Origin of the sequence: Paucidesulfovibrio gracilis DSM 16080, from assembly GCF_900167125.1 — a bacterium.
GTDB classification, from domain to species: Bacteria; Desulfobacterota; Desulfovibrionia; order Desulfovibrionales; family Desulfovibrionaceae; genus Paucidesulfovibrio; species Paucidesulfovibrio gracilis.
In genome coordinates this window covers 412,454-436,799 of record NZ_FUYC01000001.1, presented here as the reverse complement: position 1 = coordinate 436,799, position 24,346 = coordinate 412,454, and the positions used below count along the sequence as shown (strand labels likewise).

19 protein-coding genes are annotated in these 24,346 nt (G+C 61.3%); 4 read left to right on the top strand and 15 right to left on the bottom strand.

All coding sequences use genetic code 11. The annotated features are described in order from the left end of the window. Nucleotides 1-179: 179 nt before the first annotated feature. Complete coding sequence (locus tag B5D49_RS01930) at nt 180-2,402, top strand: LytS/YhcK type 5TM receptor domain-containing protein (RefSeq protein WP_159447104.1); 2,223 nt, start codon at nt 180-182, stop codon at nt 2,400-2,402. Nucleotides 2,403-2,525: 123 nt separating this feature from the next. Here the strand turns inward: B5D49_RS01930 and gltX are convergent, their stop codons facing one another. Both gltX and B5D49_RS01920 read right to left on the bottom strand, forming a co-directional pair. Next, complete coding sequence (gene gltX / locus B5D49_RS01925; RefSeq protein ID WP_078715948.1) at nt 2,526-3,938, bottom strand: glutamate--tRNA ligase; 1,413 nt, start codon at nt 3,936-3,938, stop codon at nt 2,526-2,528. Between the two features lie 305 nt (nt 3,939-4,243). Continuing rightward, nucleotides 4,244-4,465, bottom strand: coding sequence for a NifU family protein (locus tag B5D49_RS01920; protein ID WP_078716045.1), 222 nt, complete (start codon nt 4,463-4,465; stop codon nt 4,244-4,246). Nucleotides 4,466-4,590: 125 nt separating this feature from the next. Here B5D49_RS01920 and B5D49_RS01915 point away from each other — a divergent pair, with 125 nt between their 5' ends. Together B5D49_RS01915 and B5D49_RS01910 are read left to right on the top strand one after the other, a co-directional pair. Beyond that, the gene (locus tag B5D49_RS01915; protein ID WP_078716044.1) at nt 4,591-5,643 is read left to right on the top strand and encodes a tRNA dihydrouridine synthase; all 1,053 of its coding nucleotides are present in this window, start codon (nt 4,591-4,593) and stop codon (nt 5,641-5,643) included. A 239-nt stretch (nt 5,644-5,882) separates the two neighbouring features. Further along, nucleotides 5,883-7,850, top strand: coding sequence for a PAS domain S-box protein (locus B5D49_RS01910; protein ID WP_078715947.1), 1,968 nt, complete (start codon nt 5,883-5,885; stop codon nt 7,848-7,850). Nucleotides 7,851-7,953: 103 nt separating this feature from the next. Here B5D49_RS01910 and B5D49_RS01905 read toward each other — a convergent pair whose 3' ends face one another. From B5D49_RS01905 to B5D49_RS01890, 4 genes are all read right to left on the bottom strand, one after another. Continuing rightward, nucleotides 7,954-9,336, bottom strand: a complete 1,383-nt coding sequence (locus tag B5D49_RS01905; protein ID WP_078715946.1) for a sigma-54-dependent transcriptional regulator — start codon at nt 9,334-9,336, stop codon at nt 7,954-7,956. Continuing rightward, complete coding sequence (locus B5D49_RS01900) at nt 9,323-11,188, bottom strand: sensor histidine kinase (protein ID WP_078715945.1); 1,866 nt, start codon at nt 11,186-11,188, stop codon at nt 9,323-9,325. Before B5D49_RS01900 ends, B5D49_RS01905 begins: the two co-directional genes overlap by 14 nt. 18 nt (nt 11,189-11,206) lie before the next feature. Next, on the bottom strand, nt 11,207-12,028 hold the full coding sequence (locus B5D49_RS01895; protein WP_078715944.1) for a DUF4405 domain-containing protein: 822 nt from the start codon (nt 12,026-12,028) through the stop codon (nt 11,207-11,209). Nucleotides 12,029-12,193: 165 nt separating this feature from the next. After that, complete coding sequence (locus B5D49_RS01890) at nt 12,194-12,715, bottom strand: periplasmic heavy metal sensor (RefSeq protein ID WP_078715943.1); 522 nt, start codon at nt 12,713-12,715, stop codon at nt 12,194-12,196. Between the two features lie 270 nt (nt 12,716-12,985). On the opposite strand from B5D49_RS01890, the gene B5D49_RS01885 reads away from it, so the two are divergent. After that, on the top strand, nt 12,986-13,198 hold the full coding sequence (locus tag B5D49_RS01885; RefSeq protein WP_078715942.1) for an FmdB family zinc ribbon protein: 213 nt from the start codon (nt 12,986-12,988) through the stop codon (nt 13,196-13,198). Nucleotides 13,199-13,354: 156 nt separating this feature from the next. Here the strand turns inward: B5D49_RS01885 and B5D49_RS01880 are convergent, their stop codons facing one another. From B5D49_RS01880 to murD, 9 genes are read right to left on the bottom strand one after another with little or no spacing between them, the layout of a single operon-like run. Then, nucleotides 13,355-15,010, bottom strand: a complete 1,656-nt coding sequence (locus tag B5D49_RS01880; protein WP_078715941.1) for a radical SAM protein — start codon at nt 15,008-15,010, stop codon at nt 13,355-13,357. A 26-nt stretch (nt 15,011-15,036) separates the two neighbouring features. Next, nucleotides 15,037-16,284, bottom strand: a complete 1,248-nt coding sequence (ftsZ, locus tag B5D49_RS01875; protein ID WP_078715940.1) for a cell division protein FtsZ — start codon at nt 16,282-16,284, stop codon at nt 15,037-15,039. 30 nt (nt 16,285-16,314) lie between these two features. Continuing rightward, nucleotides 16,315-17,550, bottom strand: a complete 1,236-nt coding sequence (ftsA, locus tag B5D49_RS01870) for a cell division protein FtsA (protein ID WP_078715939.1) — start codon at nt 17,548-17,550, stop codon at nt 16,315-16,317. 51 nt (nt 17,551-17,601) lie between these two features. Continuing rightward, nucleotides 17,602-18,429 carry a cell division protein FtsQ/DivIB gene (locus tag B5D49_RS01865; protein ID WP_078715938.1) on the bottom strand — a complete coding sequence of 276 codons (828 nt, stop codon included), beginning with the start codon at nt 18,427-18,429 and terminating at the stop codon, nt 17,602-17,604. Next, nucleotides 18,426-19,322 (bottom strand): UDP-N-acetylmuramate dehydrogenase, encoded by an 897-nt coding sequence (gene murB / locus B5D49_RS01860; protein WP_078715937.1) that lies wholly within the window; start codon nt 19,320-19,322, stop codon nt 18,426-18,428. Before murB ends, B5D49_RS01865 begins: the two co-directional genes overlap by 4 nt. Before the next feature lies 1 nt (nt 19,323). Further along, nucleotides 19,324-20,787, bottom strand: coding sequence for a UDP-N-acetylmuramate--L-alanine ligase (gene murC / locus B5D49_RS01855; protein WP_234990595.1), 1,464 nt, complete (start codon nt 20,785-20,787; stop codon nt 19,324-19,326). Then, nucleotides 20,784-21,890: an undecaprenyldiphospho-muramoylpentapeptide beta-N-acetylglucosaminyltransferase gene (murG, locus tag B5D49_RS01850; RefSeq protein ID WP_078715936.1), complete on the bottom strand. Its 1,107-nt coding sequence runs from the start codon at nt 21,888-21,890 to the stop codon at nt 20,784-20,786. The genes murC and murG overlap by 4 nt, the downstream gene beginning before the upstream one ends. Then, on the bottom strand, nt 21,887-23,008 hold the full coding sequence (gene ftsW / locus B5D49_RS01845; RefSeq protein ID WP_078715935.1) for a putative lipid II flippase FtsW: 1,122 nt from the start codon (nt 23,006-23,008) through the stop codon (nt 21,887-21,889). Before ftsW ends, murG begins: the two co-directional genes overlap by 4 nt. Further along, nucleotides 23,005-24,345 carry a UDP-N-acetylmuramoyl-L-alanine--D-glutamate ligase gene (gene murD / locus B5D49_RS01840; RefSeq protein WP_144019050.1) on the bottom strand — a complete coding sequence of 447 codons (1,341 nt, stop codon included), beginning with the start codon at nt 24,343-24,345 and terminating at the stop codon, nt 23,005-23,007. The genes ftsW and murD overlap by 4 nt, the downstream gene beginning before the upstream one ends. Between the last annotated feature and the right edge of the window lies 1 nt (nt 24,346).

Sequence of the window (24,346 nt, the reverse complement as noted above, 5' to 3'; positions counted from 1 at the left end):
GTTGGCCGCGGCATGGCTCCCCCCCGTCGAGGAAGTTTCCCCGGTGCTGGATTCCTTGTCGTTTTCGCCTAAAATGTGATACTTCTGCCACACGATTTTTTCCCGGGAAAAGCTGGAGCCATTGTCATCCTTCGCCCATGTGGGCCAAAGCATACTGAGTTTGCTGTCGGGGAGTGGACGTGAATCTGCAATCGTTTCTTGGATTGGCGCAAAACGTGTCGCTTCTGCTGGCGGCGGCCTTGCTGTTCGATGTGAGCGTGGTCCGATGGAAGGAGCGCCGCCCCCTGTATGCGCAATGCCTGGTGGGGGCGCTGCTGGGCAGTCTCGGACTGGCCGTGATGCTCACCCCGTGGCCTTTCAGCCCGGGCATCGTCTTTGACACCCGTTCGGTGCTCATCTCCATTTCCGGCTTGTTTTTCGGTACGCTTCCCACGGTGATCACCGTGGCAACCACGGCCATGTTTCGCTACTACCAGGGCGGCGTGGGCGCGTGGACCGGTATTTCCGTGATCGTGGCCTCCGGCGCGATCGGCTTGCTCTGGCGGCACTGCCGCAAGCGCCCGCTGAGCGAATTGACCTGGCGTGATTTGTTGCTGCTGGGGTTGGCCGTGCATCTCACCATGCTGGCGCTGATGCTCACCCTGCCTGGAGATACGGGCTGGCGCGTTCTGGAAAACATCGCCCTGCCCGTGCTGACGATCTATCCTTTGGGCTGCATGTTGCTCGGAATGCTCCTGGTGAACCGCCTTGGCCGGTTGCGGACTGAGGAAGCCCTGCGACGAAGCGAAGAACGTTTTTCCCTGGCCATGGAAGCTTCCCGCGACGGTTTGTGGGATTGGAACACGGTGACCGATGAGGTGTATTACAGCCCGGGATATGCCTCCATGCTTGGGTATCTGCCCTCGGAAACGGACATGGGGATTGATTTTTGGCTCAGCCGCCTACACCCTGAGGACCGTGAGGCCGTGCAGCGGATGAACAGCGCCTGCCTGGAGAACCGGCGCGACGCCGCGGAGCAGGAATTTCGCATGCAGGCCCGCAACGGCCGATGGGTTTGGATTTCCTCGCGGGGACGCGTGGTGGAGCGCGATGAAACCGGCCGCGGATTACGTATGGTCGGGACGCACATGGACATCACGGCCCGCAAACTGGCGGAGCAGGAGGCCGTGCAAGCCAAGGAGCAGGCCGAGGCCGCGAACAAGGCCAAGTCGCAGTTTCTGGCCAACATGAGCCATGAGTTGCGAACGCCGCTTAACGGCGTGGTGGGTATGCTGCAATTGTTGCGGGACTCCTCCCTGAGCCAGGAACAGGACGAGTACGCGTTCATGGCGTTGGGCGCGGTGCAGCGGCTGCATCGCCTGCTTTCCGATATTTTGGACATCTCCCGCGTGGAGGCAGGGAAACTGCCTCTGGTGGAGGAGGTCTTTCAGATTCGTCCGGCCTTGCGTCAGGTGGTGGGGTTGTATCAACCCATGGCCGCCCAGGCGGGGCTGCATCTCAAATTGCACGTGGATCCCGGGGTGCCCGAGGCCATGGTGGGGGACGTGTTGCGCTTGCAGCAGGTGATCGGCAACTTGCTGGGCAACGCGTTCAAGTTTACCGCCACCGGCGGCATTTCCGTGAATGTGTCTCCACTTCCCTGTGGCAAACCGGGATGCCGTCGTCTGTTGTTTGTGGTGGAGGACTCGGGTACGGGCATTGCCGAGGAGACGCTCAGTGCGTTGTTCACTCCCTTTGTGCAGGGCGGAGACGGGTATCAGCGCGAACATCAGGGAGCGGGGCTGGGACTCTCCATCTGCCGCCGACTGGTGCATCTCATGGGTGGAGAAATCAGCCTGGAGAGTGAACTCGGCAGCGGCACCACCTTTTGTTTCTGCGTAGCCTTGTCCGAGGCCGGGGAGCGTGTGGACGCGCCCCGGGATTCCATCCCGGCGACTCCGAAGTCGCAGGAAACCATGCCTGTTCCGGATGAAGCCCCTGCGTCGCTTACCCATTCTGAGTCCGGCGAGGAAGGTGATGTGTCGAAAGCGTTGCGGATTTTGGTGGTGGAGGACGATCGGGTCAGCGGCATTGCCCTGACGCGGCAGTTGGAAAAGCTCGGCCACGGCGTGACCCTGGCCCGGGACGGTTCCCAGGCGTTGGATGCGCTACGCGAGCAGCGGCCCGACCTGGTGCTCATGGACGTGCAGATGCCGGTCATGGATGGTCTGGAAGCCACGGGCCATCTGCGGAACGATCCGGAGTTCGCGGCCGTGTCGGATGTCCCTGTGGTGGCGCTCACGGCGTATGCCATGGAATCGGATCAGGAACGTTTTCTCGCCGGGGGCATGGATCACTGCCTGACCAAGCCGGTGAACATGGAAAAACTGCGGGGCGTGCTGGATTGGGTTCGGAAGCGCTGAGCCGGTGCCGCTCGTGACGTTTACAGTTGTTTTGCACGCAGCAACGCCCGGAACCGAGCTGGTCCCGGGCGTTGTGCTGTAGCGCCCCACGCGAAAGGGACGGCTCCAGGTGCCTGGACCGGCCTAGAGGCCGAAATCCTGCACCCTGTTGAGTCGGGCAAGGGTCTGGTCGCGTCCCAGGACCACCATGGTTTCAAAAAGCCCGGGGCTGGCGGTGCGGCCCGTGATGGAAACGCGGATGGGCTGGGCAATGGCCTTGAACTTAAGCCCGCGTGACTCCACAAAGGTTTTGGTCATTTCTTCCAATGCCTCTTCGCTGAAATTTTCATGCTCGCGCAATGCGTCCGTGTACTCGGCAAGCAGCGAGAGGCTTTCGGCGGTGAGGAATTTTTTTACGGCCTTTTCTTCATATTGCACATAGGCGGCATCCACCAGGAAGAAGCGGGCGGCCTCGGCCATGTCCACCAGGGTTTTGGCCCGAGGCTGGAGCAGGGGGACGGCCTTGCGGAGCATGGCGCGGTCCAGGGCTTGGGCCTGGTCGTCACCCACTTCGGCGCGAATCACGTCCATGACCAGATCCGTGAGCCGGTCCGGGTCGGCCTCCATGATGTACTGGGCGTTGAGCCATTCCAGCTTTTTGGTGTCAAATACCGAGGGAGAGCTGCCCAGGTTGTCCAGGCTGAACAGGGCGTGCAGTTCTTCCCGGTGGAACACTTCCTGGTCGCCGTGACTCCAGCCAAGGCGGGCCAGATAGTTGACCACGGCCTCGGGCAGATAGCCCATGGCTTCATATTCCATGACCGACAAGGCGCCGTGCCGCTTGGAAAGCTTTTTCTTGTCCGGTCCCAGGATCATGGGCACATGGCCGAATTCCGGCACATCCCAGTCCATGGCGCGGTAGATGAGAATCTGGCGCGGCGTGTTGTTGACGTGGTCGTCCCCGCGCAGCACGTGGGTCACGCCCATGTCGTGGTCGTCCACCACCACGGCCAGGTTGTAGGTGGGGGTTCCGTCGGAGCGGCGCAGAATCATGTCGTCCATTTCCTCGCAGGAAACGGCAATCGGTCCCTTGACCTGGTCGTTGTAGGCCACAGAGCCTTGCAGGGGCGTTTTTAGGCGGACCACGCGTCCCTCGCCCGCTTCCAGACCGCGTTCGCGGCAGGTTCCGTCGTATTTGGGCTTCTTTCCCTCGGCGCGAGCACGTTCGCGCATGGCGTCCACCTGCTCCTTGCTACAGTCGCAATAGTAGGCGTTGCCCGAGGCCAGAAGCTGGTCAATGATTTCGTTGTGCCGATCCTGGCGGGCGTGCTGGTATACGATTTCCCCATCCGAGGGCAGATCCAGCCATTGCATGGCGTCCAGAATGGCTTGGGTGGCTTCCGGAGTGGAGCGTTCACGGTCCGTGTCCTCAATGCGCAGCAGGAAGCGTCCGCCCTGGCTTTTGGCCAGCAGATAGGAAAACAGGGCGGTGCGGGCGCCGCCGATGTGCAAAAAGCCCGTAGGACTGGGCGCGAACCGGGTAACGACTTCAGACATGGTGCCTCTCCTTTGGCGGGGATGCTGGCAGGCTGTTGACAAACGAAGTGTTGCTGCCTTGTTTCAGAGTGTTTCGCCCTGGCGTGTCGTCCTTGCCAGCGCACGAGAAACATTTAGGGATTGTTGGCAGCACGATGTATTGAACAGCCTGGGTTTGTGATTGTTTCACTGGTCGGTTGTGGTGCGGGAAAATACAGCCATGCGCGGCAAGCGGCTGTCCCCTTGGGAGAAAGCCGCTGGTTGCCGGGGGCGGCGTGATCCGGGAAGATCGAAACGGCAGGGGCCGAAACGAATCCGCGGACCGTTTAGACTGATTCCACGCCTTTGATCTCAGGGATTTCCTTGAGGATGACCCGTTCAATGCCGTGCTTAAGGGTCATCTGGGACATGGGGCAACCATGGCAGGCTCCCTGGAGCCGCACCTTGACGATGCCGTCGTCCGTGACCTCCACCAGTTCCACATTGCCGCCGTCGTTTTGCAGCACGGGGCGGATTTTTTCCAGGGCGGATTCCACTTTTTCCTTGATGGACATGTTCATGCCTCCATGATGTGGGAAGAGATGGGCAGGAACTAATGCCCTTTTCGCGCCTTGTCAAACATGGCCGGGCAGGGTATCCGCCCACGCGGGGAACGCTTCCCCCGGAGGATGGCATGAATGAAAACGAATGGGAACGGCTGCGGCGTCTGTTGCATCGGCCTTTGTCCCTGCGTGGTCGCGTGGCGGGAAACAGGCTCTGGCTCGCACCCATGGCCGGATTGGGGCATGTGGCGCTGCGTTCCGTGATTGATGATTTGGGCGGCTGCGGCTTGCTGTTTAGCGAAATGTGTACGGCCCGGGGGCTGGATACGGAGAACCGCCGATCCTCGCCCACCTTCCGCTGGCGTGACGCCGAAGCCCAGCGTCTGGTGGTGCAGATTTCCGGCGGCGATCCCGGGGAAATGGCTGCTGCTGCCGGGCGCATCGCTCGGGAAGGGTTGTGCGGCGTTGACGTGAACATGGGATGCTCGGCCACAGCCCTGACCAAACGCGGGGCCGGAGCCGCACTTTTGCGCGAGCCGGAACGGGCTTTTGCCGTGGTGCGGGCCGTGCGCCAAGCCGTGGACCGCGTGAATCCGGATCTGCCCGTGCTGGTGAAATTCCGAACAGGCTGGCAGCCCGACCCGGAACCGGCCTGTGAAATGGCCCGCGTACTGGTGGAGGCTGGTGCCGACGCCCTGGTGTTTCATCCCCGGGTGGCGCCGGACCGCCGCACGCGTCCTGCCGTGTGGGAGCACATCGGGCTGGTGGCCGGAGCCGTTGACGTTCCCGTCCTGGGCAACGGCGACGTGCAGACCCCGGGGGACTGCCTGCGCATGTTGGAGGAAACAGGCTGCGCAGGGGTGAGCGTGGGCCGTATGGCCGTGGCCCGGCCCTGGCTGTTCGCGTCCTGGACCCTTGGAAGGGAATTCGGACCGTCCGTCTATCGCGAAACAGCCCTGGCGGTTTTGAATGCATTGGAACGGTATTTTGATCCGCAACGGGCCGTAAAACGCTATCGGAAATTTGCCGTATATCTGGCGGCTAATTTTCGTTACGGCCATGCCTTGGTCTCCCAACTGACCCGGGGTGCGAGTCTGAATGACTTTCGGAACAGTGTTCACACGTTGTTATGTGATGATCTTCCCCTTTCCCACCGCCCGAGCACGCATCTCTTCACCCGATGAAAGATGTGGATAGAGAGCATCTATCATCCTCTTCTTTTCTAGAATGTTGGGAGCAATGAAACAAGGCGTTATCTTGTTTACTATACGCTTATAAAGCAGCAAATATACTACAGTTAAAGGGAAAAGTGGCATCGATACCTGGAATGGTATTGAAATTTTCAGCCAGGAGGGTATTTATTGCGCAACTCTGTGTTGACGTTTTGTTGTGTGTACACCTTTAGAATGCGGCGGCAAAAGAAATGCTTAACGCTCCGCAATACAGTAATCCATCTGTTTTGCAGGCAATGCACTCATCCCCAGTGCCATTTGCCATCAATGACTCCCGGGGATTCTTCCGATACGTGAACAAATCGCTGGCCTCGCTGCTGGGGCTGACCCCGTTGAAGATGATGGGACGACCGGACGAGGATTTTCTGGCCATGCCGGATGTGTGTTCGTTGCAGGACGCGGTGCGTTTCTGCATTGATCAGGGGCAGGTGCGGCACTGCAAGGTCGTGCTCCCCACCACAAAGGGACGGCGCGGGTATACATTGACCCTGTTTCCTCTGGCTCCCGGCATTTGCGACGACATGGAGCCGTGCGGCGGCTCGGCCGGATCGCAGGAAGGGGATCCTCCTTGCCAGGGGGATGCCGTGGCTTTGTTGGCATATCCCATTGAAGAAGCGCTGCAGAACAAGGAAACCGTGAACACGGTGGGTCGCGGGGCCGCGCCATCCCCCGCAGCTCGTCTGGCGACGCTGGCAAAAAAGCGCACCCGGGTGCGGACCACGCATCTGGCCGAGAGTCTGCGTCGCAGTCGCCAGGCCGAACGCGCCATGCTCGACGCCACGTCCGATCTGGTACTGTTGTATGATGTGGACGGCGTTATTTTACAGGTGAATCAGGCCTATTCCGAGCGTATCGGCATTCCGCGCTGGAATCTGGTGGGGCGCAAACTTGTGGAGGTGCTGCCTCCCGAACGCATCCGCACGCGATACGCTGATACCAGAAAAGTTTTGGAAACCGGGGTGCCGAAGCGCGGCATTGCCGTGTATGAAAGGCAATGGGAGGAATACGTTCTGTATCCGTTGATGGATAAGGAAGGTATTCCGGACCGCTTCGTGTTGTTCATCCGCGATGTGACCGATACGAAACGACGGGAACTGGAGTTGCGGAAGCTGCGCGCCGCCATTGAGCATGCGGGCGTGGTCATGGTGGTTGTGGATGAAAAGGGGAGCGTGGAATACGTTAATTCCCAGTACACGAAGCTCACTGGATTGCAGCGGGAAGACGTGCAGGGGCGAAAATATACGATGCTGCGTCCGTGGCGGCTGGGACCGACCAAGCGTATGGCTCTGCGGCGTGCGGTACAGTCGGGCCAGGATTGGCATGATGAAGTGCAGTATCGTCGGCGGTCCGGTCCGGATGTCTGGCTGGATTGCTCTGTGACGCCGGTGGTGCGCACGCCCAATGGCGACCGATTGTTCGTGCTGGTCGGCAAGGACATCACCGAGCGAAAAAAGCTGGAGGAAATTCGCGAGGGCGCGGAACGCGTGGTGCGGCACAACCTCAAAAGTCCGCTGAACACCATCCTCAATGCCATGTATCTTCTGGAAAACTGCGGGGAGTTGAATCCGGAGCAGCAGGAGTTTTTGACCCTGGGCAACGAGGCGTGTCGTCGGGTTTTGCGCCAGTTGCGTATGTCCATGACCTTGTTTCGCATGGAAGCGGGAACCTACGACTTTGCGGGCGAACCCGTGGACGTGGTGGAAATGCTGGATTCAGCACTCCAGGCCGCGATGGTCCGGGCCGAGCGTATTGGTGTGGAATTGGCTCTGGTGGTCAATGGGAATGCGCAAGAGCGTTCGCCGTTGTGGCTTCGTGCCGAGCCAGAATGTCTGGCCTGCCTTGTGGACAACTTGCTCTATAATGCCCTGGAAGCCTCGCGGCCCGGCCAGCGTGTGGAAGTGGCCGTGGACAAGGTGGAAAGCAGCCAGGGGGAGGAACTTTCCCTGCGTTTTTCCAACCCCACGGTGGTGCCGGAGGCGATCCGCTCCTCGTTTTTCGAGAAATATGCCACCTACGGCAAGCGCAACGGCACGGGCCTGGGTACCTATTCCGCACGGCTGATTACCGTCTGCATGCATGGTCGCATCTACATGAACAGTTGCCCGGCCACGGGAACCTGTGTGGAGGTGCGGTTCCCGCTTCTGGCACGGTCTCACTAGTCCGGATTGCATCGGCCGTATGCGGCGCAACGCGATTCCCGCCCCGGGTGGCGTAAGGATTCGGAGCGGGAGAACGCGCTGTTGATGCTTGGTCGGGCGCGTTTCAGCGCCGGGTCAACCCATATTTTTTCAGCTTGTACTGCAGGGTGCGGCGAGAGATGCCCAGGGCGTCGGCCGTGCGTTCCCTGTGTCCGCCGTGCTGTTCCAGGGCGCGGATAATGGCCTGGCGTTCCGCGTCCTCCAGGGCCGTGGAAGCGTCCACAGGGGGCGTGGTTTGCTCGGTTCCCGTCTCTGCTTCCGCGTTGTTGCCGCAAACCTGAGGCGGCAACAGGTCCGTGCCGAGTTCATCCGAGCGGGAGAGGATCAGGGCGCGTTCCAGTACATTTTCCAATTCCCGCACATTGCCGGGCCAGTTGTAGCCGGAGAGCGCATCCAAAAATGCCGGGGACACCGTGCGAACCGGTTTATTGTTCTTTTTTCCCAGTTTACGCAACAGGTGGGAGACCAGCAAAGGCAGGTCGGCCACGCGTTCGCGCAGGGGCGGAATCCGAATTTCCAACACCGCCAAGCGGTAATATAAATCCTCGCGAAAGCGACCTTCCCGGATTTCTTCCTGAAGATCGCGATTGGTGGCCGCAATGATGCGGACATCCACGTTGACCACCTCCACCCCGCCCAGGGGTTCGATGGTTTTTTCCTGCAGGGCGCGGAGCAGCTTGGCCTGGAGCGCGGCTGGCATCTCCCCGATTTCATCAAGGAACAAGGTGCCGTGGTTGGCCAGCTGGAATCGTCCGGGCTTATCGCGCACGGCGCCCGTGAACGCGCCTTTGACGTAGCCGAAGAGTTCCGATTCCAGCAGGTCCGCGGGCAGGGCCGCGCAGTTGACCTTGATCAGAGGGCGGCCGTTGCGCATGGAAGCGCTGTGCAGCCCCTCGGCCACCAACTCCTTGCCGGTGCCGGATTCTCCCAGCACCAGAACCGAAGCCTCGCTTGGCCCGGCCTGCTCGATCAACTCGCGCACATGGTGCATGCCCGGCGTGGCTCCCACCAGGGAGCGGTCCCCGCCGTCTTGTTCGGCCTGTTTGCGCAGCCGGGCGTTTTCGGAAATGAGCCTGCTGTACTCCCAGCATTTTTCCAAAACAGCCTTAAGCTCTTCGTTGTCGGCCGGCTTGGTAAGGTAGTCGTAGGCGCCTTTTTTCATGGCTTCCACGGCTGAACCGACACTGCCGTAGGCTGTAAGCAGAACCACGGGCAGTCCCGGGATGCGGGCATGAATTTCGCGCAGCAGGGTCAGTCCGTCCATGCCGGGCATGCGCATGTCCACCAGGGCAGTGTGCGGCGTTTCCCGGGAGAGCACGTCCAGGGCGGCGTCGCCGGATTCGGCCTCCAGTACGCGCCAGCCGGCGTCTTCCAATACGGCGCGGACCATTTTGCGGTGGCCCGGTTCGTCGTCCACGACCAGTACGATTTTTCTATTGTTGCTCATGGTCTTGATCCGTAGGTGTCGGTCCATGCGGGAAGAAGAGCCGTACCGCGGCTCCCCCTTCGGGGCTGTCCTCAATGACGGCCCGGCCCCGATGGGCGCGCATGATATTGTTCACGATGGCCAGGCCCAGGCCCGTGCCTTTGCGTTTGCTGGTGAAAAAAGGTTCCATGGCCTGTTCGCGGTCCTGCTCCGGGATGCCGGGACCGTTGTCCTCCACGCTGACCCAGACCCCGTCCGGTTCGGAACGTGAAATGATCCGCACTTCGCCGTTTTCTTCGGGCATGGCGTCCAACGCGTTGGTCACGAGGTTCAGCAGCACTTGTTTGAGGGCGTCCGGATCGGCCAGGACAGTGCGGGCCTCCAGGTCCAGCCCGGGGCGAACGCGTTTGTGTTCAAGATCAAAGCGCATGAGCCGTTCCAGACTGGCCGCCATTTCCGCCAGGTCCATCTTCACGGGGTCGAGCCGCCGTGGCCGGGCCAGAAACAGCAGGTCCGTGACTACGCGATTAAGGCGGTCCGCCTCCTGAACCATGGTTCCGGCGTAATCGTCATAGGGCTTGTTGCCCTTGAACTTGTCCGCGAAGAATTGGGCAAAGCCCCGCAGCGAGCTGAGGGGGTTGCGCACCTCATGGGCCACGCCCGCGGCCAGGGAGCCGATGGCGGCCAGACGCCGGGCCTCGGCCAGGTCGTCTTCCAGGCTCTTAAGCTTGGTGCGGTCGCGGATAAGGATGAGCCGTTCTTCGTACACGTCCTCATCGTCCTCATCCGGCGGTTGTGGATCCTGAAACGGAACGCAGAGCATTTCCAGGCGTCGGCCCTGGTATTCGTATTGTTTCCATTCCGTGCCGCCGCGTAAATCCGCAAAGGGGAACTCCGCCCAATTGCGGCCCGCAAGCACGCCATAGGGCGGTGGCGGTGGCTCCGCGTCTGCGTTTTTTGTCGGGGTCACGGGGGCGAGCAGGGCGCGGGCCGAGCCGTTGGCGGCCATGATCTCGCCATCCGGTCCCAGGGTGACGAGACCGTCGGGCATGTTGTCGAGCAGTTTGGATTGGAAACGCTCCATGCGGCCCACCCGGGAGGCTTGGTCCCGCCGCCGCAAATAGGCGAATGCCAGTGACCAGAGCACCACGGCGGCCAGAAAAACATAGCCGGTCTGCAACAGGGCGGCGCGGCGATACAGATGAAATTGGGCCAGGTTTTTTTCCGCGTTGAGTCCGGCAACGAAATACAGCGGCACTTCCGGTCCGGGGGCATCGTCGGCCGGGCCGAGTCCGCCGAGGTGGTCGCGGTTTCTGCCGTGGCGCATGCCATGGCCGCCCTGATGCCCGGGACCGCGATTCGCGCCTTGCCCCGGGGGGGTAAGCCCGCAGACGCTGGCCACACCGGGGCGGGCCTGCAATCCGATGACCAAGGCCTGCTTCTGGCCGAACAGGGTCATGCCGTGCCAGTGGCCCAGTTGGTCCAGCGCGTCGAATGCGCCACGGGGAAGCAGGTTTTCCATCTCCTCGTCGCCGTGGGACGACGCCAGCAGCAATTGGCCGCCCGGAGCGTACAGCGCCACAAAGAGCACTTCGCCCGAGGCCGTGATCTCCTGAAACAACTCCTGGGCCAGGGAGGGGAACAGCTGGGAAAGGGCCGGGTTGTTGCGCAGGGAACGCATGATGCGCACGAGGTTGGCTTCCACCCCGCGCACGATGACGCGGCCGGAGAGCACCATGTGCTCCTCCACCACGGCGCGTTGATGCTTGATGGATTGCCAGGTGAGAAAAAGGCTGCCCAGCCCAAGCACGATCAGGGCCAGCACTGCCGCGATGATGGGACCGCGTTCGTTTTGTTTGGTCTTGATTTCCATAAATCCGCCGCGCTTTGGTCAGGGACGCTTGCCGGTGCGCAGGATGGTGTAGAGTGTGACGGGGTCCATGCCGTATCTTTCCGCCAGCGCCTTGAGTGTGGCGTTCGGATCGGGTTCCAGACCCGCAGCCTGAAGCCGTTGCAGCGCACGGTCAAGGGGAAGTCCGTAATTGGCGCAAAAGGCGTGCAGGGGCATTTTACCGGAACCTTCGGGCGCTCGGGGCGGAAGCAGGGTAAAGGGATCCGCGTTCAACCCCGAGCGCATGGCCTCGTGAATGTGCCGGGGACTGGTATTGTTGGCGCGGGCCAGCTCCAGCAATGTGGTCTCCGGGGTGGCGTTCATGCCTTGCTCACGCAGGGACTGCACGATCTGTTCGCTGTCCAGTTGTAAAAAATCTGCAAATTCTCGAACCGTGGAAAGTTCGGCGTGGGCATAGGGCGGATTGCCGTATTCCGCCACATGACTCGTTTTGAGGTCTTCGCTGAAATCGAGGATCTGCTGCACGCCGGGGAAGCCCAGCAGCGCGCCGAGCGTGAAATAAAGCGTGACCATCAAGGCCGCGACCATGGGCGGCGTCAGAACCACCAACTGCCGGGCACGGTTTTTCATGGCCAGGAGCACGGCCTTCCAGTTCAGCCAGATGTGCAGCAGGCTGGCGAAGAGGAACAGTGCGCCCAGGGAAATATGTAAAGCGTCCCACTGCGCCTTGCCCAGGCCCAGCAAGCGCCAGTCCGCCCAGTAGGCGACCCGGCCGTGCGGTTCGTAATAGAGCACCACGCTGGTGGCCAGCAAGAGGCAAAAGGAGAGGAGTACGGTCAGGGAAACGCTTTTTCGGAACATTCGTGCCTCGTGGGAGCGGATGGTTGTTCCATTGATCTTCAGCGCAAAGTCCCGCCATGTCAACCAGGGCGGGTGGATCGGGGTTGGTTCGGCGCGTACGGGAAAAGGGCGGTCGGAGCTTTCCCCATTCCGACCGCCCTTTGCCACGCTTCGTCAGGCGTTCACCTATTGATTGCAGGGACCGTAGCCTTGGCCGGATCCAGAGCCGGAACCGTAGCCTTGGCCGGAACCGGGACCGCTTCCATTCTGCTGCCGTCCGCCACCATTGGGACCAAAGCCCCGGCAGGGGACGAACTGCGCCTGGATACCGGCCTGGTCCAACTCCTCAAAGAAGTTTTCGTGTTCGGCCTGCTTCTTTTCACGCAGCTCCGAAATGTCCTGGACCAGCTCGTGGATGTCTGCCTTGGTGGCCTGTCCACTGTTGGTGAGGGCTTCCAGCTCCATGTGCTTGGACCAGAGCTGGTTGCTCAGGTCGCGCATGGTGTCGCGGTGCTTGTCGAAGATCGCGTCAAAGGCCTCCTGCTGTTCAGGAGCGACCTGGAAGGCGCCGCCGTGTCCGTAGCCGCCACCAAATCCCATGTGACCGTAGCCCATGGAGCCGTGGTATCCATGACGGGCAAAGGCTGTGGCCGCCAGGGCCAGCACTGCCACGAGGCTCAGAGAGATGATAAGAGTCCGCTTGTTCATGATTCCTCCAAATACGTTGAAAAGGGGTCCGGGCCGATCCCGGGGGGTGAAGAGTAGAAAAGTAACGGTTGTAAAGGAACTAGCAGTCGCCGTGCCAAACACTGTTTATCATGAAAAATCAGTGTATTAAATTCGAAAGTGTAAAAATATGTGCATTAAAATGCACAAAAGTTTGCACAAACTGTTCGTGTTATGTGCAAAATGATCCCTTGACGAAGCGTACAAACAGCCTCATCTTTGGGATATAGAAAATAATGATGCGAGGTGCCTATGCCGATTTATGAATACCGATGCAAAAAATGCGGCAAAGAATTTGAAGAGCTGGTTCTTTCCGGCGATGAAACACCCAAATGCCCGGAATGCGGCAAGGAAGATACCGAACGTCTGCTCTCGGGGTTTGCCGTGTCCGGCGGCGGAAGCGGTGACGCTGGTTCCCTGTCTGCGCCGTTGTCCGGGTGCGGGGGGGCTGGAGGATTCACCTGAGGCTGATGCGTTGATCCTGGTTCAGGATCCTGTCAGGCTTCATCGTGGAGCAAAACGTATCCCTTGACGCTGTTGTGGCGTGAAGGGATATGTTTTTGGTTCAGCGAAGGGGGGGCAGGCGCGGCGCTTTTGTTCGTCAGAGGGAAAAACGTCCGGTCAGGACTGTTCGCGTAAAAAACAATCCATACCGCAGCGTCGGCATTGATCGCAGCCCGATTCCACGCACTTGGGCGAGGGTTGGAACCGTTTGGCCCGTTCCCATTCCTGCCAGAGGTGTTCCTTGGTCACGCCTACGTCAATGACGTCCCAAGGCAGAGCTTCGTCCCGGGAGCGTTCTCGGTCCAGTTCGTGGGCCGGATCACCCTGCCAACGTTTGAGCGCTTTTTTCCAGCCGCCGTGCCGGGCGGCCAGTTCCACGAAATCAAAGATGGACTCTCCGCCCCGGGCCAGCAGGCCTTGGAGCCGGGCTTGAAACGGCTTATCCGCTTCCAGGCGGAATCCCTTGTACGGCTTGAGCATTTCCCGGATCATGTGCTGTCTGCGGTCCAGTTCCTCTGCCGACGCCATGGCCATCCACTGGAACGGCGTGTGTGGTTTGGGAACCAGGCAACTGGTACCCAGGGTAACACGCATGAATTCTTTCTGGCGTTTCAGATTTTCGTCCCGTGTGCGGGCGATTTCACCCAAAAAACCGCCCAATTCTTCGTAATCGGCGTCGGTCTCGCCCGGCCAGCCCACAATGCAGTAGGTCTTGAGGTGGTTGACGCCGTGGCGTGCACACAGGGCCACCGCGCGGAGAAAATCTTCTTCCTTCAATTTTTTGCTGGCCTGGTCGCGCAGGCGTCGGCTCGGACCTTCCAACGCCAGGGTCACGGTGCGCACACCGCTCTGTCGTAGAATGGTGAGCAGTTCCTCGGTAACGCCGTCGGCCCGGACCGAGGAAAGGGAGAATTTGGTGCCGCGCTGACGCAGCCAGTTCAGAAAGGGAAGCAGGTGCGGCAGGTCCGTGAGCGCGGTTCCTACCAAGCCGACCTTGGGCGGTTCGGCCTGTTCCACGACTGCCTGCAATTCCTCCAGGGACGCCTGGCGGGGAGGCCGGTACACGTAGCCAGCCGCGCAAAACCGGCAGGCATAGGGACACCCCCGGTTGGCCTCCAACAGCAGCGTGTCGCGAAAGACCGCGTCCGGCGAGATGAAACAGGACCAGGCCGGGTCATTGAGGGATGCGCCCGGAGCAATGACGCGGCGAACCGGTACGGCGGAGCGTCCGGGGGCGTAGATACCGGGCATGGCGGCCACAGCGTCGAGCATGGCGTTTTTGTCGCCGCCCTGGAGCCAGACCTCACGAAATTTGGAAAAAACATCGGCAAGACCGGCCTCGGCCTCGCCGACAAAGAAACAGTCCGTCATGGGGGCGAGCGGAGCGGGATTCATGAAGGCCAGCGGCCCGCCCACCATGATCAGAGGGTAATCCGGGCGTTCCTCCCGACGGGAAGGAACGCCCGAGGCCTCAAGAGTTCGCAGGAGGTGAAGGAGATCCTCCTCGAAATTCACGCTCAAGGCCAGCACAGGGAATCTGGAGAGCGGGGTTCCGCTTTCCATCGTCGTGGGTTCCCCGTCGCGCCCAAGGGTGAAGCAGCGTTCCGGGGCCATGCCCGGATTTTCCGCCAATTGGCGGTATACCGCCTGCCACCCCAAGGTGGAAAGGGCCACACGGCGTTCCATGGGGATGATCAGGGCCGTGGGCAGTCGGCCTCCGGTCTCCCGGGGAGATGGCTCCCGGTCGCCGTGGTAGATGCGGCTCTTGCGCATAGGGAAACCCGTATTCCATCCGCCTCCTAGCTGTTGTTCTTGCGTATGAAGGCGGGGATATCCAGATCGTCTTTGTCGAAAACAAAGTGCTGGTCCCCAGGCCCGGCGTTGGCGACGCGGCGCTTGGGCTTTTCGGGTTCCTCTTCGGCACTGTCGCTAAAGCGCAGGTACGCCGGCACAGTAGTGTCCTGGTTCATCACCGAGCGGTGCACACGGCGTTTGCCCGTGCCGGTGGCCGCATCGGAGCTGCGTTCCCGCCGATTGAAACGGCTCAAGGGGTTCTGCCCCTTGGACGACGTGGCGTCGGACTGGGCGGCCACGTGTTCGATGCCCGTGGCAATGACCGTGATGCGCATCTCTTCTCCGGCGTCCGGATCGAACACCGTACCGAAGAAGATCTGGGCGTCCTCGTCCGCTTCGCTGGAGATGATGTTCGCGGCTTCGGCGGCCTCTTCGATGAGCATGTCAGGGGAGCAGGTGATGTTCATGAGCACGCCCTTGGCGCCCTCGATGGAGACGTCTTCCAGCAGCGGAGAGGTGATGGCCATGCGTGCGGCTTCCTTGGCGCGGCCTTCGCCCTCGGCAATGCCCGTACCCATGAGGGCCAGGCCCGAGTTGGACATCACGGCCTTTACGTCCGCAAAGTCCAGGTTGATCAGGCCGTGGACCGTGATCAGGTCGGCAATGCCCTTGGTGGCGTAGTAGAGCACTTCGTCCGCCTTTTTGAGCATCTCCGTGAACGAGGCCTTTTTCGCGGCCAGTTGCAGGAGCCGGTCGTTGGGAATGGTGATGATGGAGTCCACCACTTCGGAGAGGGTGTTGATGCCCTCCTCGGCCGCACCGAGGCGACGCTTGCCTTCAAAGAAGAAGGGCTTGGTCACCACACCCACGGTAAGTGCGCCCAGATCCCGGGCCACCTCGGCCACGACAGGGGCCGCGCCGGTTCCGGTTCCGCCGCCCATGCCCGCGGTGATGAAGACCATGTCCGCGCCTTCCAGCGCCTGACGGATTTCTTCAATGTTTTCCACGGCGGCATTGCGACCGACTTCCGGGTTGGCTCCTGCGCCAAGCCCTTTGGTCAGCTTTTGGCCGATGTGGATTTTGGTTTCGGCCAGGCTTTTTTCAATGTCCTGGGCGTCCGTGTTGCAGACGATGAATTCCACGCCCTTGAGAGCGGACTGGATCATGTTGTTTACGGCATTTCCGCCGCCGCCTCCGCAACCGATGACTTTGATCTTGGCACTCGTGTCGTGCTCGATTTCAAAATATTCCATGTTCTCCTCCAGTTCTTCCCTGTGCGTACGTTACGCGATATCCGTGAACCACTTGCGCATCCTGCCCAGAATGCGGTTGAAGGTTCCCTCATCCCGGATGCCGAAGGAACGACGGTCCTGCCCGGCCATCTCCTTTTCGCACCCAAACTTCAGCAGCCCCACCGCTGTGGCGTATTTGGGACTGTCCACTACATCAATGAGTCCCCCGATGCCCGAGGGATATCCAATGCGGACCGGCAGATCAAAAATCTGGTCCGCGAGATCCTGCATGCCGTCGATCATGGACGTGCCGCCCGTGAGCACCACGCCCGCGGCGATCATTTGTTTAAAGCCGGATTTTTCCAGCTCCTGGTCCACCAGGGCCAGAATTTCCTCCACACGAGGCTCGCAGATTTCCGCCAGCACCCGTTTGGACATGGTCCGGCTCTCCCGGCCGCCCACGCTCGGCACCTCGATCAGCTCGTCGGTTTCGATCATGTCGGCCAGGGCGCAGCCATGCAGCATCTTGATTTCCTCGGCGGCCTGCATAGGGGTGCGCAGGCCAAAGGCGATGTCATTGGTGAGGTTGTTGCCCCCCAGCGCCAGCACCGAGGTATGCTTGATGGAGTCGTTGGAGAAAATCGCCAGATCCGTGGTGCCGCCGCCGATGTCCACAATGGCCACGCCGATTTCCTGCTCCTCGGCCGAGAGCACGGCCTTGGACGAGGCCAGGGATTCGAGCACGATGTCGGCCACATCCAGTCCGGCCCGATGGCAGGAGCGGATGATGTTCTGGGCCGAGGTCACCGCGCCGGTGACGATATGCACCTTGGTTTCCAGGCGAACGCCCGCCATGCCCAGAGGGTCGGCGATGCCGCGTTGGTCGTCCACGATGAATTCCTGCGGCAACGTGTGGATCACTTCGCGGTCCAGGGGGATGGCCACGGCCTTGGCCGCTTCAATGACGCGTTCCACGTCCTTTTGAATGACCTCGCCGCCCTTGACCGCAATGACCCCGTGGGAATTGAACCCCTTGATATGGCTTCCGGCGATCCCCGCGTATACGGAGCGGATTTCGCAGCCGGCCATGAGTTCGGCCTCTTCCAAGGCCTTTTTGATGCATTGCACGGTCTGTTCGATGTTCACCACCACGCCGCGACGCAACCCCGTGGACGGGGCTTTGCCGATGCCGATGATATCCACGCCGTTGTCCCCTGGTTCGCCGACCACCGCGCAAATCTTGGTGGTCCCGATATCCAGACCGACAACAAGGTCGCTTTTGGCCATTGACGGTCTCCTCCTGCTTCTCCGGGTCTTTGGCCCGGTTTCCATTCTGTGTCAGTGCGTCCTGTCGACCCACACCTTGCCGCCTGAGGCGGTGATGCGGCGGACGCGGTTCATTTCGCCACGGCGGCGCATATCCTGCGCCACAAGGCGGACATGGCGAAGTTCTGACCGCCAATCCTCCAATGCGAAGGTCAGGGTCAAGTTCGCGTTATCCAGAAACATTTGCGCCTGTCCCGCGCCGGAGAGCCGGACCCAGGCCAGGGCATCCCGGGAAAGGGGCATGGCTCCGTTGTCCAGTGCGCGGATCATGTCCGGCAATTCGGTCAGGCGTTCGCGCATTTCCGCATCTGCCTCCAAAACCGGGAGGGAGCGGAAATCCGCCGGGGATACGGATGTAATGAGTTCCCCGTTTTCATCGGCGTAATACAATGAGCCGCCGCGCCGGATCCAGTAGGCGGGGTCGCGCTCTTCCACCTGAATGATCAGCTTTCGGGGAATGTCCCGGCGCACAGAAACATTTTTTACCCACGGATTTTTACTCAGCAGGGCTTCAACACGGCTGAGATTCAGCGCCAAACTGTTTTGCCCCAGGCGAACCCGGCCCGCATCCAGCACTTCGCCGTAGGACAGGCGCTTGTTGCCCAGCACTTCTATTTTGTCCAGGGCAAAGAATTCCGTGGTGGTGCCCAGGCGATACCCGAAATAGAGCACTCCCATAAGCGCCACAAGGGCTGTGCCGAGTCCCAGCATCAGCACAAAGCGCCGCAACGCGGGGGAACCGTGGGAAAAACCGTCGGATCCGCGATACCGGTTGGAGCGGCGGCGCAGGGACTGTTTGCCGCTGTTCAGGTAGGAAGGGTTGCTGAGTCGGCGGCTCATGCAATCACCCTCACTTCCGTTTCCAGCGTGACGCCGAAACGTTCATACACGGCGTAGCGGGCTTTTTCCAGCAATTCCAGCGCCTGTTCTGCTGTTCCTTGGCCTAGGTTCACCAAAAAGTTTGCATGCAGGGAGGAAAATGCCATGCCACCCTGCTGAAGTCCCCGAAATCCTGCCTTATCCAGCAGAATGCCCGCGCTTTGGTTTTCCGGGTTTTTGAATACGCATCCCGCGCTCCAGGCCGTGACGGGCTGGGCCGCCTTTTTCCGTGTCATGGTGTAGCGCATGGCCGCACGAACGTTGTCCGGCAGGGAGGGAACCAAAGCCAGTTCCGCTTCCCAGATCAGGAAAAACGTCGGGGCATCGCCGTCCAACGGCTCGGGAGCAAAGAAGCGATAGTCGAACCGGCACTGGTCCGCATTCCGCCATTCCAGTCCTGCTTCTGGAGTCCACACGCGGACCCTGCGGACCAGGTCGGCCATGTTTGAGCCGTAGGAACCGGCGTTCATGGCCACGGCGCCGCCCACTGTGCCGGGAATGCCGGTGAGGTTTTCCAGCCCGGAGAGTCCGTTGCGCGCGCACCAGCCGAGCAGCACCGGCAGCTTGACACCGCCGCCCACGCGGACCGTGACGTGATCGTCGCCGGGCCGGGCTTCCGGGGCGCGTTGGTTGTCCACGGTGAGCAGCAGCAGGGGCAGTTCCTGGTCCGCGCAGAGCAGGTTGCTCCCCGCACCCAGGGCCAGGGGGGAAGCGCCTTCGGTATGCAGGAGCGGAGGCAGCATGTCCAGATCCGCATCCGCACGCAACACGGCTTCGGCGCGGGTGGTTCCCCCGAGTCGAAGTGTGGTGCGGTCCCGCATGGCGGGGCCGGGACGGCGGATTCTGGGACGCATGTCAGTCCTCCTGGGAGGCGTTGTCTTTGGGACCGTTTTGTTCGGCTCCGTTTTCCAAATAGTGTTCACCGATCTGCCAGATGCTTCCGGCTCCCAGGGTCAAAAACAGGTCGCCCGGGGTGAGCAGCGTGGATAATTCCGCTTCTATCGTTTCAAAGTTCTCATAAAATGTGACATTTGTCTCGCTTATCTGGCGAATTCCCTGGGCGAGTGAGAGTCCGTTCACTCCGGGGATGGGGGATTCTCCTGCGGGATAAATTTCCGTAAGCAACAGCTGGTCCGCTTTTTCAAAGGCCTTGCAAAAGTCCCCGAAGAGCGCCTGCGTGCGGGAAAAGCGATGCGGTTGAAAGGCCACCACCAGGCGGCGATTGGGGTAGCAGGCTTTGGCCGTGCGCAGGGTGGCCGCGATTTCCGCGGGATGATGACCGTAATCATCTACCACGAGCACGCCCTTGCGTTCGCCCTTGCGTTCGAACCGACGTCCCACACCCCCGAAATTGGCCAGCCCGCGAAGGATGTCCTCCTTGGTCAGGCCTGCTTCCAGGCTGACGCCGATGGAACCGAGCGCATTGAGAATATTGTGGTGGCCCGGATGCGCCAGATTGACTTCGCCCCAGAATTCGCCATCCAGGTAGACGTTGAACACGCTGCGCAGTCCCGCGCTGATGATTTCTCCGCGCAGGCGGTTTTTTTCGCCCAGGCCGTAGGTCAGGCAGGGACGCTTGACCAGGGGCAAAAGCCGCTGCACGCCGGGATCATCGCCGCAGACCACGTTCATGCCGTAAAACGGAATGGCGTTCATGAACTCGGCAAAGGATTCGTCAATGGCTTCCTGCGTGGCGTAATGGTCCATGTGGTCGCGGTCCACGTTGGTCACGATGGAGATGACCGGGGCGAGCAGCAGGAACGAGCCGTCGGACTCGTCCGCCTCGGCAATGAGAAATTCGCCTTCGCCCAGGCGTGCATTGGCGCCGTAGGTATTCAGCCGACCGCCGATGATCACGGTGGGATCCAGCCCCGCCTCGGTGAAAATGGTGGCCAGCAGGGAGGTCGTGGTGGTTTTTCCGTGGGTTCCGGCCACGGCGATGCCCGACTGGAGCCGCATCAGTTCGGCCAGCATCTCCGCCCGGGGGATGATGGGCGTGCCCAGCTCCCTGGCGCGGACCAGTTCGGGGTTATCCTCGGGAATGGCGGTGGATTTGACCACCACATCCGCGCCGTCCACGTTGTTCGCGCCATGGCCGATGAAGATGTTCGCCCCCAGACGCTGAAGCCGTCGCACGGCCGCGCCAGCGGACAAGTCCGAACCGGTTACGGTGAAATTCATGTTCAGGAGCACTTCGGCAATGCCGTTCATGCCGGAACCGCCGATGCCCACCATGTGAATCTGGTTCACCCGGCTTTGCATCATGGGGCGGGCCACGGTGGGGGCCACGCTTACGTTCGGGCCTTGCGCCGCTGTCATGCGTTCCTTCCTTTATGCTTGGCGGCCTGCTCCTCGAGGTGGTCCACGATGCGTGCGGCCGCGTCCGGTTTGGCGAAGTCCTTGGCGGCTTCGGCCATCCGGTCAAGTTTTTCTTGGTTGTTGAGCAGGCCCACCACCATACCGGCAAGACTGCCGCCGCCCAGTCCGTCCTGGGGGATGACCCGCGCTGCTCCGGCCTGTTCCATGGCCCTGGCGTTCAAGGCCTGATGGTTGTGGGTGGCATGGGGGTAGGGGACAAAAATACAGGGACGCCCTGCCGCAGCCGCTTCAAACACGGTGCTGGCACCGGAGCGGCAGAATATCAGATCCGCTTCGGCATAGGCCTGGGCCATGTCATCGATAAAGCCGCTGACGCGGATTTGCGGTCCGTCGGGATCGAACCCCGCATCCGTGCACTCACGGCGGACACGGTCCACATCCGAGGCTCCGGCCTGGTGCCGCACGGTGATGGCGGCCTTGCGCAGTTCGGGCAGGGCTTCGATGACTGCATCATTGAGCGCGCGAGCACCCTGGCTGCCGCCCAATACGAGCAGGGAGCGGGTGCCGGGCCGGGGAGTGCGTCCTGCCTGGGCAATGTCGGCCCGTACAGGATTGCCTGTGAGCACGGTTTTTTTTGCCGGGAACCAGGACACGGTCTCCTCAAAGGAAAGAAAAATGGTCCGCACAAAGTGGCGCAGGGTGCGGTTGGCGGCTCCGGGAACGGAATTTTGTTCGTGGATTGCGCAGGGAATGCCGCAGAGCCAGGCGGCTGGCACCGGGCAGAAACCCGCGTACCCGCCGAAACCGAGCACCGCGTCAGGCCGCAGCCGCCGCAGGGTCCACAGCGCCTTGAGCAGCCCTTTGGCCAGCCACACCGGAGTGGCCAGCTTGCGCAGGCCTGTGCCGAGCACGCCCCGGGCGGGCAGAGCCACAAAGTCCAATTCGGCCTTGCGTGCCAGTTCCCCTTCGGGACCGGAAGCCCCGATGAACGTGACCTGCCGTGCGGCGTCGCGTGCTTTGAACTCCGCGGCAACGGCCAAGGCCGGGAAGATGTGTCCGCCGGTGCCGCCGGTGGTGACCACAAGATGCCGGAGACCGCTCATGCGTGCCTCCTTTGCGAAAGGTTCAGCAATATGCCCACGCAGATGAACGATACAATCAAATTGGAGCCGCCGTAGCTGACAAAGGGCAGGGGGACGCCTTTGGGCGGCACCGTGCCGAGCACCACTGCGGGGTTCAGCAAAAAGCCCACCGTAAGAATCAGGGTCATGCCAAAGGCCGTAAAGCGGTCCTGCAAGTCCTCCTGCAACAGCGCGATGCGCAGGCAGCGGAAGATGATGAACCCGATCAAAAGGAAAAACAGGGACATGCCCAAAAAGCCCATTTCCTCGCCCACCACGGCCAGGATAAAGTCGTTGTGCGCTTCGGGCAGGAAGAAGAGTTTTTGTTTGCCCGCGCCCAGACCCACGCCCGTAAGCTTGCCCGAGCCAAACGCGTAAAAGGATTGCACGAGTTGGTAGCCCGTGCCGAAAGGTTCCTTGAACGGGTCCAGAAAGGCGGTCCAGCGTTTGTAGCGGTACGGTTCCTGTAGGATGAGCAGCCAGCCGCCCCAGGCCAGGAAGGTGAATGCGCCGAACAGGTAGGTCAGCCGGGTGCCGCCCACCAGACACATGAAGAAAAGGATTCCCGCCAGGAATGCGGCTCCGCCGAAGTCCGGCTGGGTGAGCAGCAGGATGCAGAGCAGGCCCGTGACCAGGAAGGGCGGCAGCATGCCCACGCTCAGGGTGCGGACCAGTTCCTGCTTGCGCGAAAAATAGTAGGCCAGATAGAACACCAGCGCGATTTTGGAAAACTCCAGGGGCTGGAAGTTGAACAGCCCGAAAGAGATCCAACGCTTGGCACCGTTGGCGTCCACGCCCAGGGGCGTGAAGGAGCACAGAGCCAGCAGGATCACGGCAACCACCAGCCAGAAATAGGTCAACTCGTAGAAAAACACCCGGGGCAGCCGCCAGCACGCATACATGAGCGCCGCGCCGATACAGAAGAACGCCGCCTGTTTTTTAAAGAAGAGGTACTTGTCCCCGAAGTAGCGTTCCGCCATGATGCCGCTGGAAGAGAGCACCATGATCAGCCCCAGGCCTGCCAGAATGAGCACGGCCACGAGCAGCAGCTTGTCCGCCTTGGGCGGTTGATGCTGGTTGGAGAGGCGGGTGTTCTTCATGGCAGTTCTCCGGCCATTTCTTTGGCAAGTCCCCGGGCAATGCGCTGGAAATGGTCGCCGCGGGCCGCGTATCCTTTATACAGATCAAAGCTGGCCGTTCCCGGCGAAAGCAGGATCACGTCGCCGGAAGCGGCATCCGCGTGCAGCGCGCGCACGGCCTGCTCCAGGTCCGGGTGCCAGGTCACGGGAAATTCGTTTTTCAGGATTGGTTCGAACACCTCGCGTCCCGCGCCGAAAAGCGCCACTTGGACCACATGCTCGCGCATGGCCGGGAGCAGTTCCTTCCGCACATCGCCGCCCTTGAATACGCCGCCCAGGAGCAAGCGCACCGGGCCGTTGCAGCTGCGCAGTGCCGCGGCCACCGCGTCCAGGGTGGTGGCTTTGGAGTCGTCCACAAAGTTCACCCCTTTCACTTCGGCGACGGGCTGTTGCCGGTGGGGCAGCGGATGAAAAGTGTGCAATGCCTGCTGTGCCTGCTCAGGGGTTACGCCCATGGCCCGGACCATCTGCCATGCCGCGGCAATGTTGGAACGGTTGTGTTCGCCAGGCAGATGCGGTGCAGCAAAGGAGGCGGCTTCCTCGTCCTCGGGACCGAACCAGATTTTGCGGGCATTCGTGAAATCGCGGTCCGCAAGGGTGTCCCGCATGGCGCGGGGCAGCACGGCCAAATCGTCCCCTCCCATGCGGGCGAACAGATTCAGCTTGGATGTGAGATATTCTTCCAGGTCCGCGTGATAGTCGAGGTGGTTGGGGCTGAAGTTCAGCAGCATGGCCACCCGGGGATGGAAAAGGTGGACGTTTTGCAGTTGGAAGCTGGAAACTTCAAGAACCATCACGTCCGCGCTCTTCTCCTCCAGCAAATGTTCGCTCAGGGGAGTGCCGATGTTGCCGCCCACAAAGACCTCCCGGCCCGAGGCGCGAAGCATTTCCCCCACCAGGGTCGTGGTGGTGGTTTTGCCGTTGGAACCGGTGATGGCCAGAATGGGCTTTTCCGTGAACCAGGATGCCAGCTCCAGTTCAGCCACGATCTTGCGTGCCGGGACATGGGCCAGCACGTCGGCCATGCGTCGCACCGGAACGCCGGGGCTGAGCACCACGAGTTCCGCGTTGCGGAATTGTTCGGGCCGGTGCGCACCGGCTTCCAGTTCCACGGTCTTGGGCAGGCCGTCCAGGTCGGCCCGGGTCAGTTCCGGGTTGGAATCCACCAGAAGCACCCGCGCACCCATGGCCTCCAGCAGCATGGAAGCGGCACGGCCGGAACGTCCGGCGCCCACGACCACGGTTTGGCGGCCTTGCAGCAGTTCGCGATTGCGGATGTCTTCCAGCAGACGATTCATG

Coding starts and splice junctions, on each gene's coding strand:
- murD (WP_144019050.1), bottom strand. CDS start 24,345: ATGAATCGTCTGCTGGAAGACATCCGCAATCGCGAACTGCTGCAAGGC.
- B5D49_RS01915 (WP_078716044.1), top strand. CDS start 4,591: ATGAATGAAAACGAATGGGAACGGCTGCGGCGTCTGTTGCATCGGCCT.
- B5D49_RS01865 (WP_078715938.1), bottom strand. CDS start 18,429: ATGAGCCGCCGACTCAGCAACCCTTCCTACCTGAACAGCGGCAAACAG.
- ftsZ (WP_078715940.1), bottom strand. CDS start 16,284: ATGGAATATTTTGAAATCGAGCACGACACGAGTGCCAAGATCAAAGTC.
- B5D49_RS01900 (WP_078715945.1), bottom strand. CDS start 11,188: ATGGAAATCAAGACCAAACAAAACGAACGCGGTCCCATCATCGCGGCA.
- B5D49_RS01885 (WP_078715942.1), top strand. CDS start 12,986: ATGCCGATTTATGAATACCGATGCAAAAAATGCGGCAAAGAATTTGAA.
- B5D49_RS01910 (WP_078715947.1), top strand. CDS start 5,883: ATGCTTAACGCTCCGCAATACAGTAATCCATCTGTTTTGCAGGCAATG.
- murC (WP_234990595.1), bottom strand. CDS start 20,787: ATGACAGCGGCGCAAGGCCCGAACGTAAGCGTGGCCCCCACCGTGGCC.
- B5D49_RS01890 (WP_078715943.1), bottom strand. CDS start 12,715: ATGAACAAGCGGACTCTTATCATCTCTCTGAGCCTCGTGGCAGTGCTG.
- murB (WP_078715937.1), bottom strand. CDS start 19,322: ATGCGTCCCAGAATCCGCCGTCCCGGCCCCGCCATGCGGGACCGCACC.
- gltX (WP_078715948.1), bottom strand. CDS start 3,938: ATGTCTGAAGTCGTTACCCGGTTCGCGCCCAGTCCTACGGGCTTTTTG.
- ftsA (WP_078715939.1), bottom strand. CDS start 17,550: ATGGCCAAAAGCGACCTTGTTGTCGGTCTGGATATCGGGACCACCAAG.
- murG (WP_078715936.1), bottom strand. CDS start 21,890: ATGAGCGGTCTCCGGCATCTTGTGGTCACCACCGGCGGCACCGGCGGA.
- ftsW (WP_078715935.1), bottom strand. CDS start 23,008: ATGAAGAACACCCGCCTCTCCAACCAGCATCAACCGCCCAAGGCGGAC.
- B5D49_RS01880 (WP_078715941.1), bottom strand. CDS start 15,010: ATGCGCAAGAGCCGCATCTACCACGGCGACCGGGAGCCATCTCCCCGG.
- B5D49_RS01905 (WP_078715946.1), bottom strand. CDS start 9,336: ATGAGCAACAATAGAAAAATCGTACTGGTCGTGGACGACGAACCGGGC.
- B5D49_RS01895 (WP_078715944.1), bottom strand. CDS start 12,028: ATGTTCCGAAAAAGCGTTTCCCTGACCGTACTCCTCTCCTTTTGCCTC.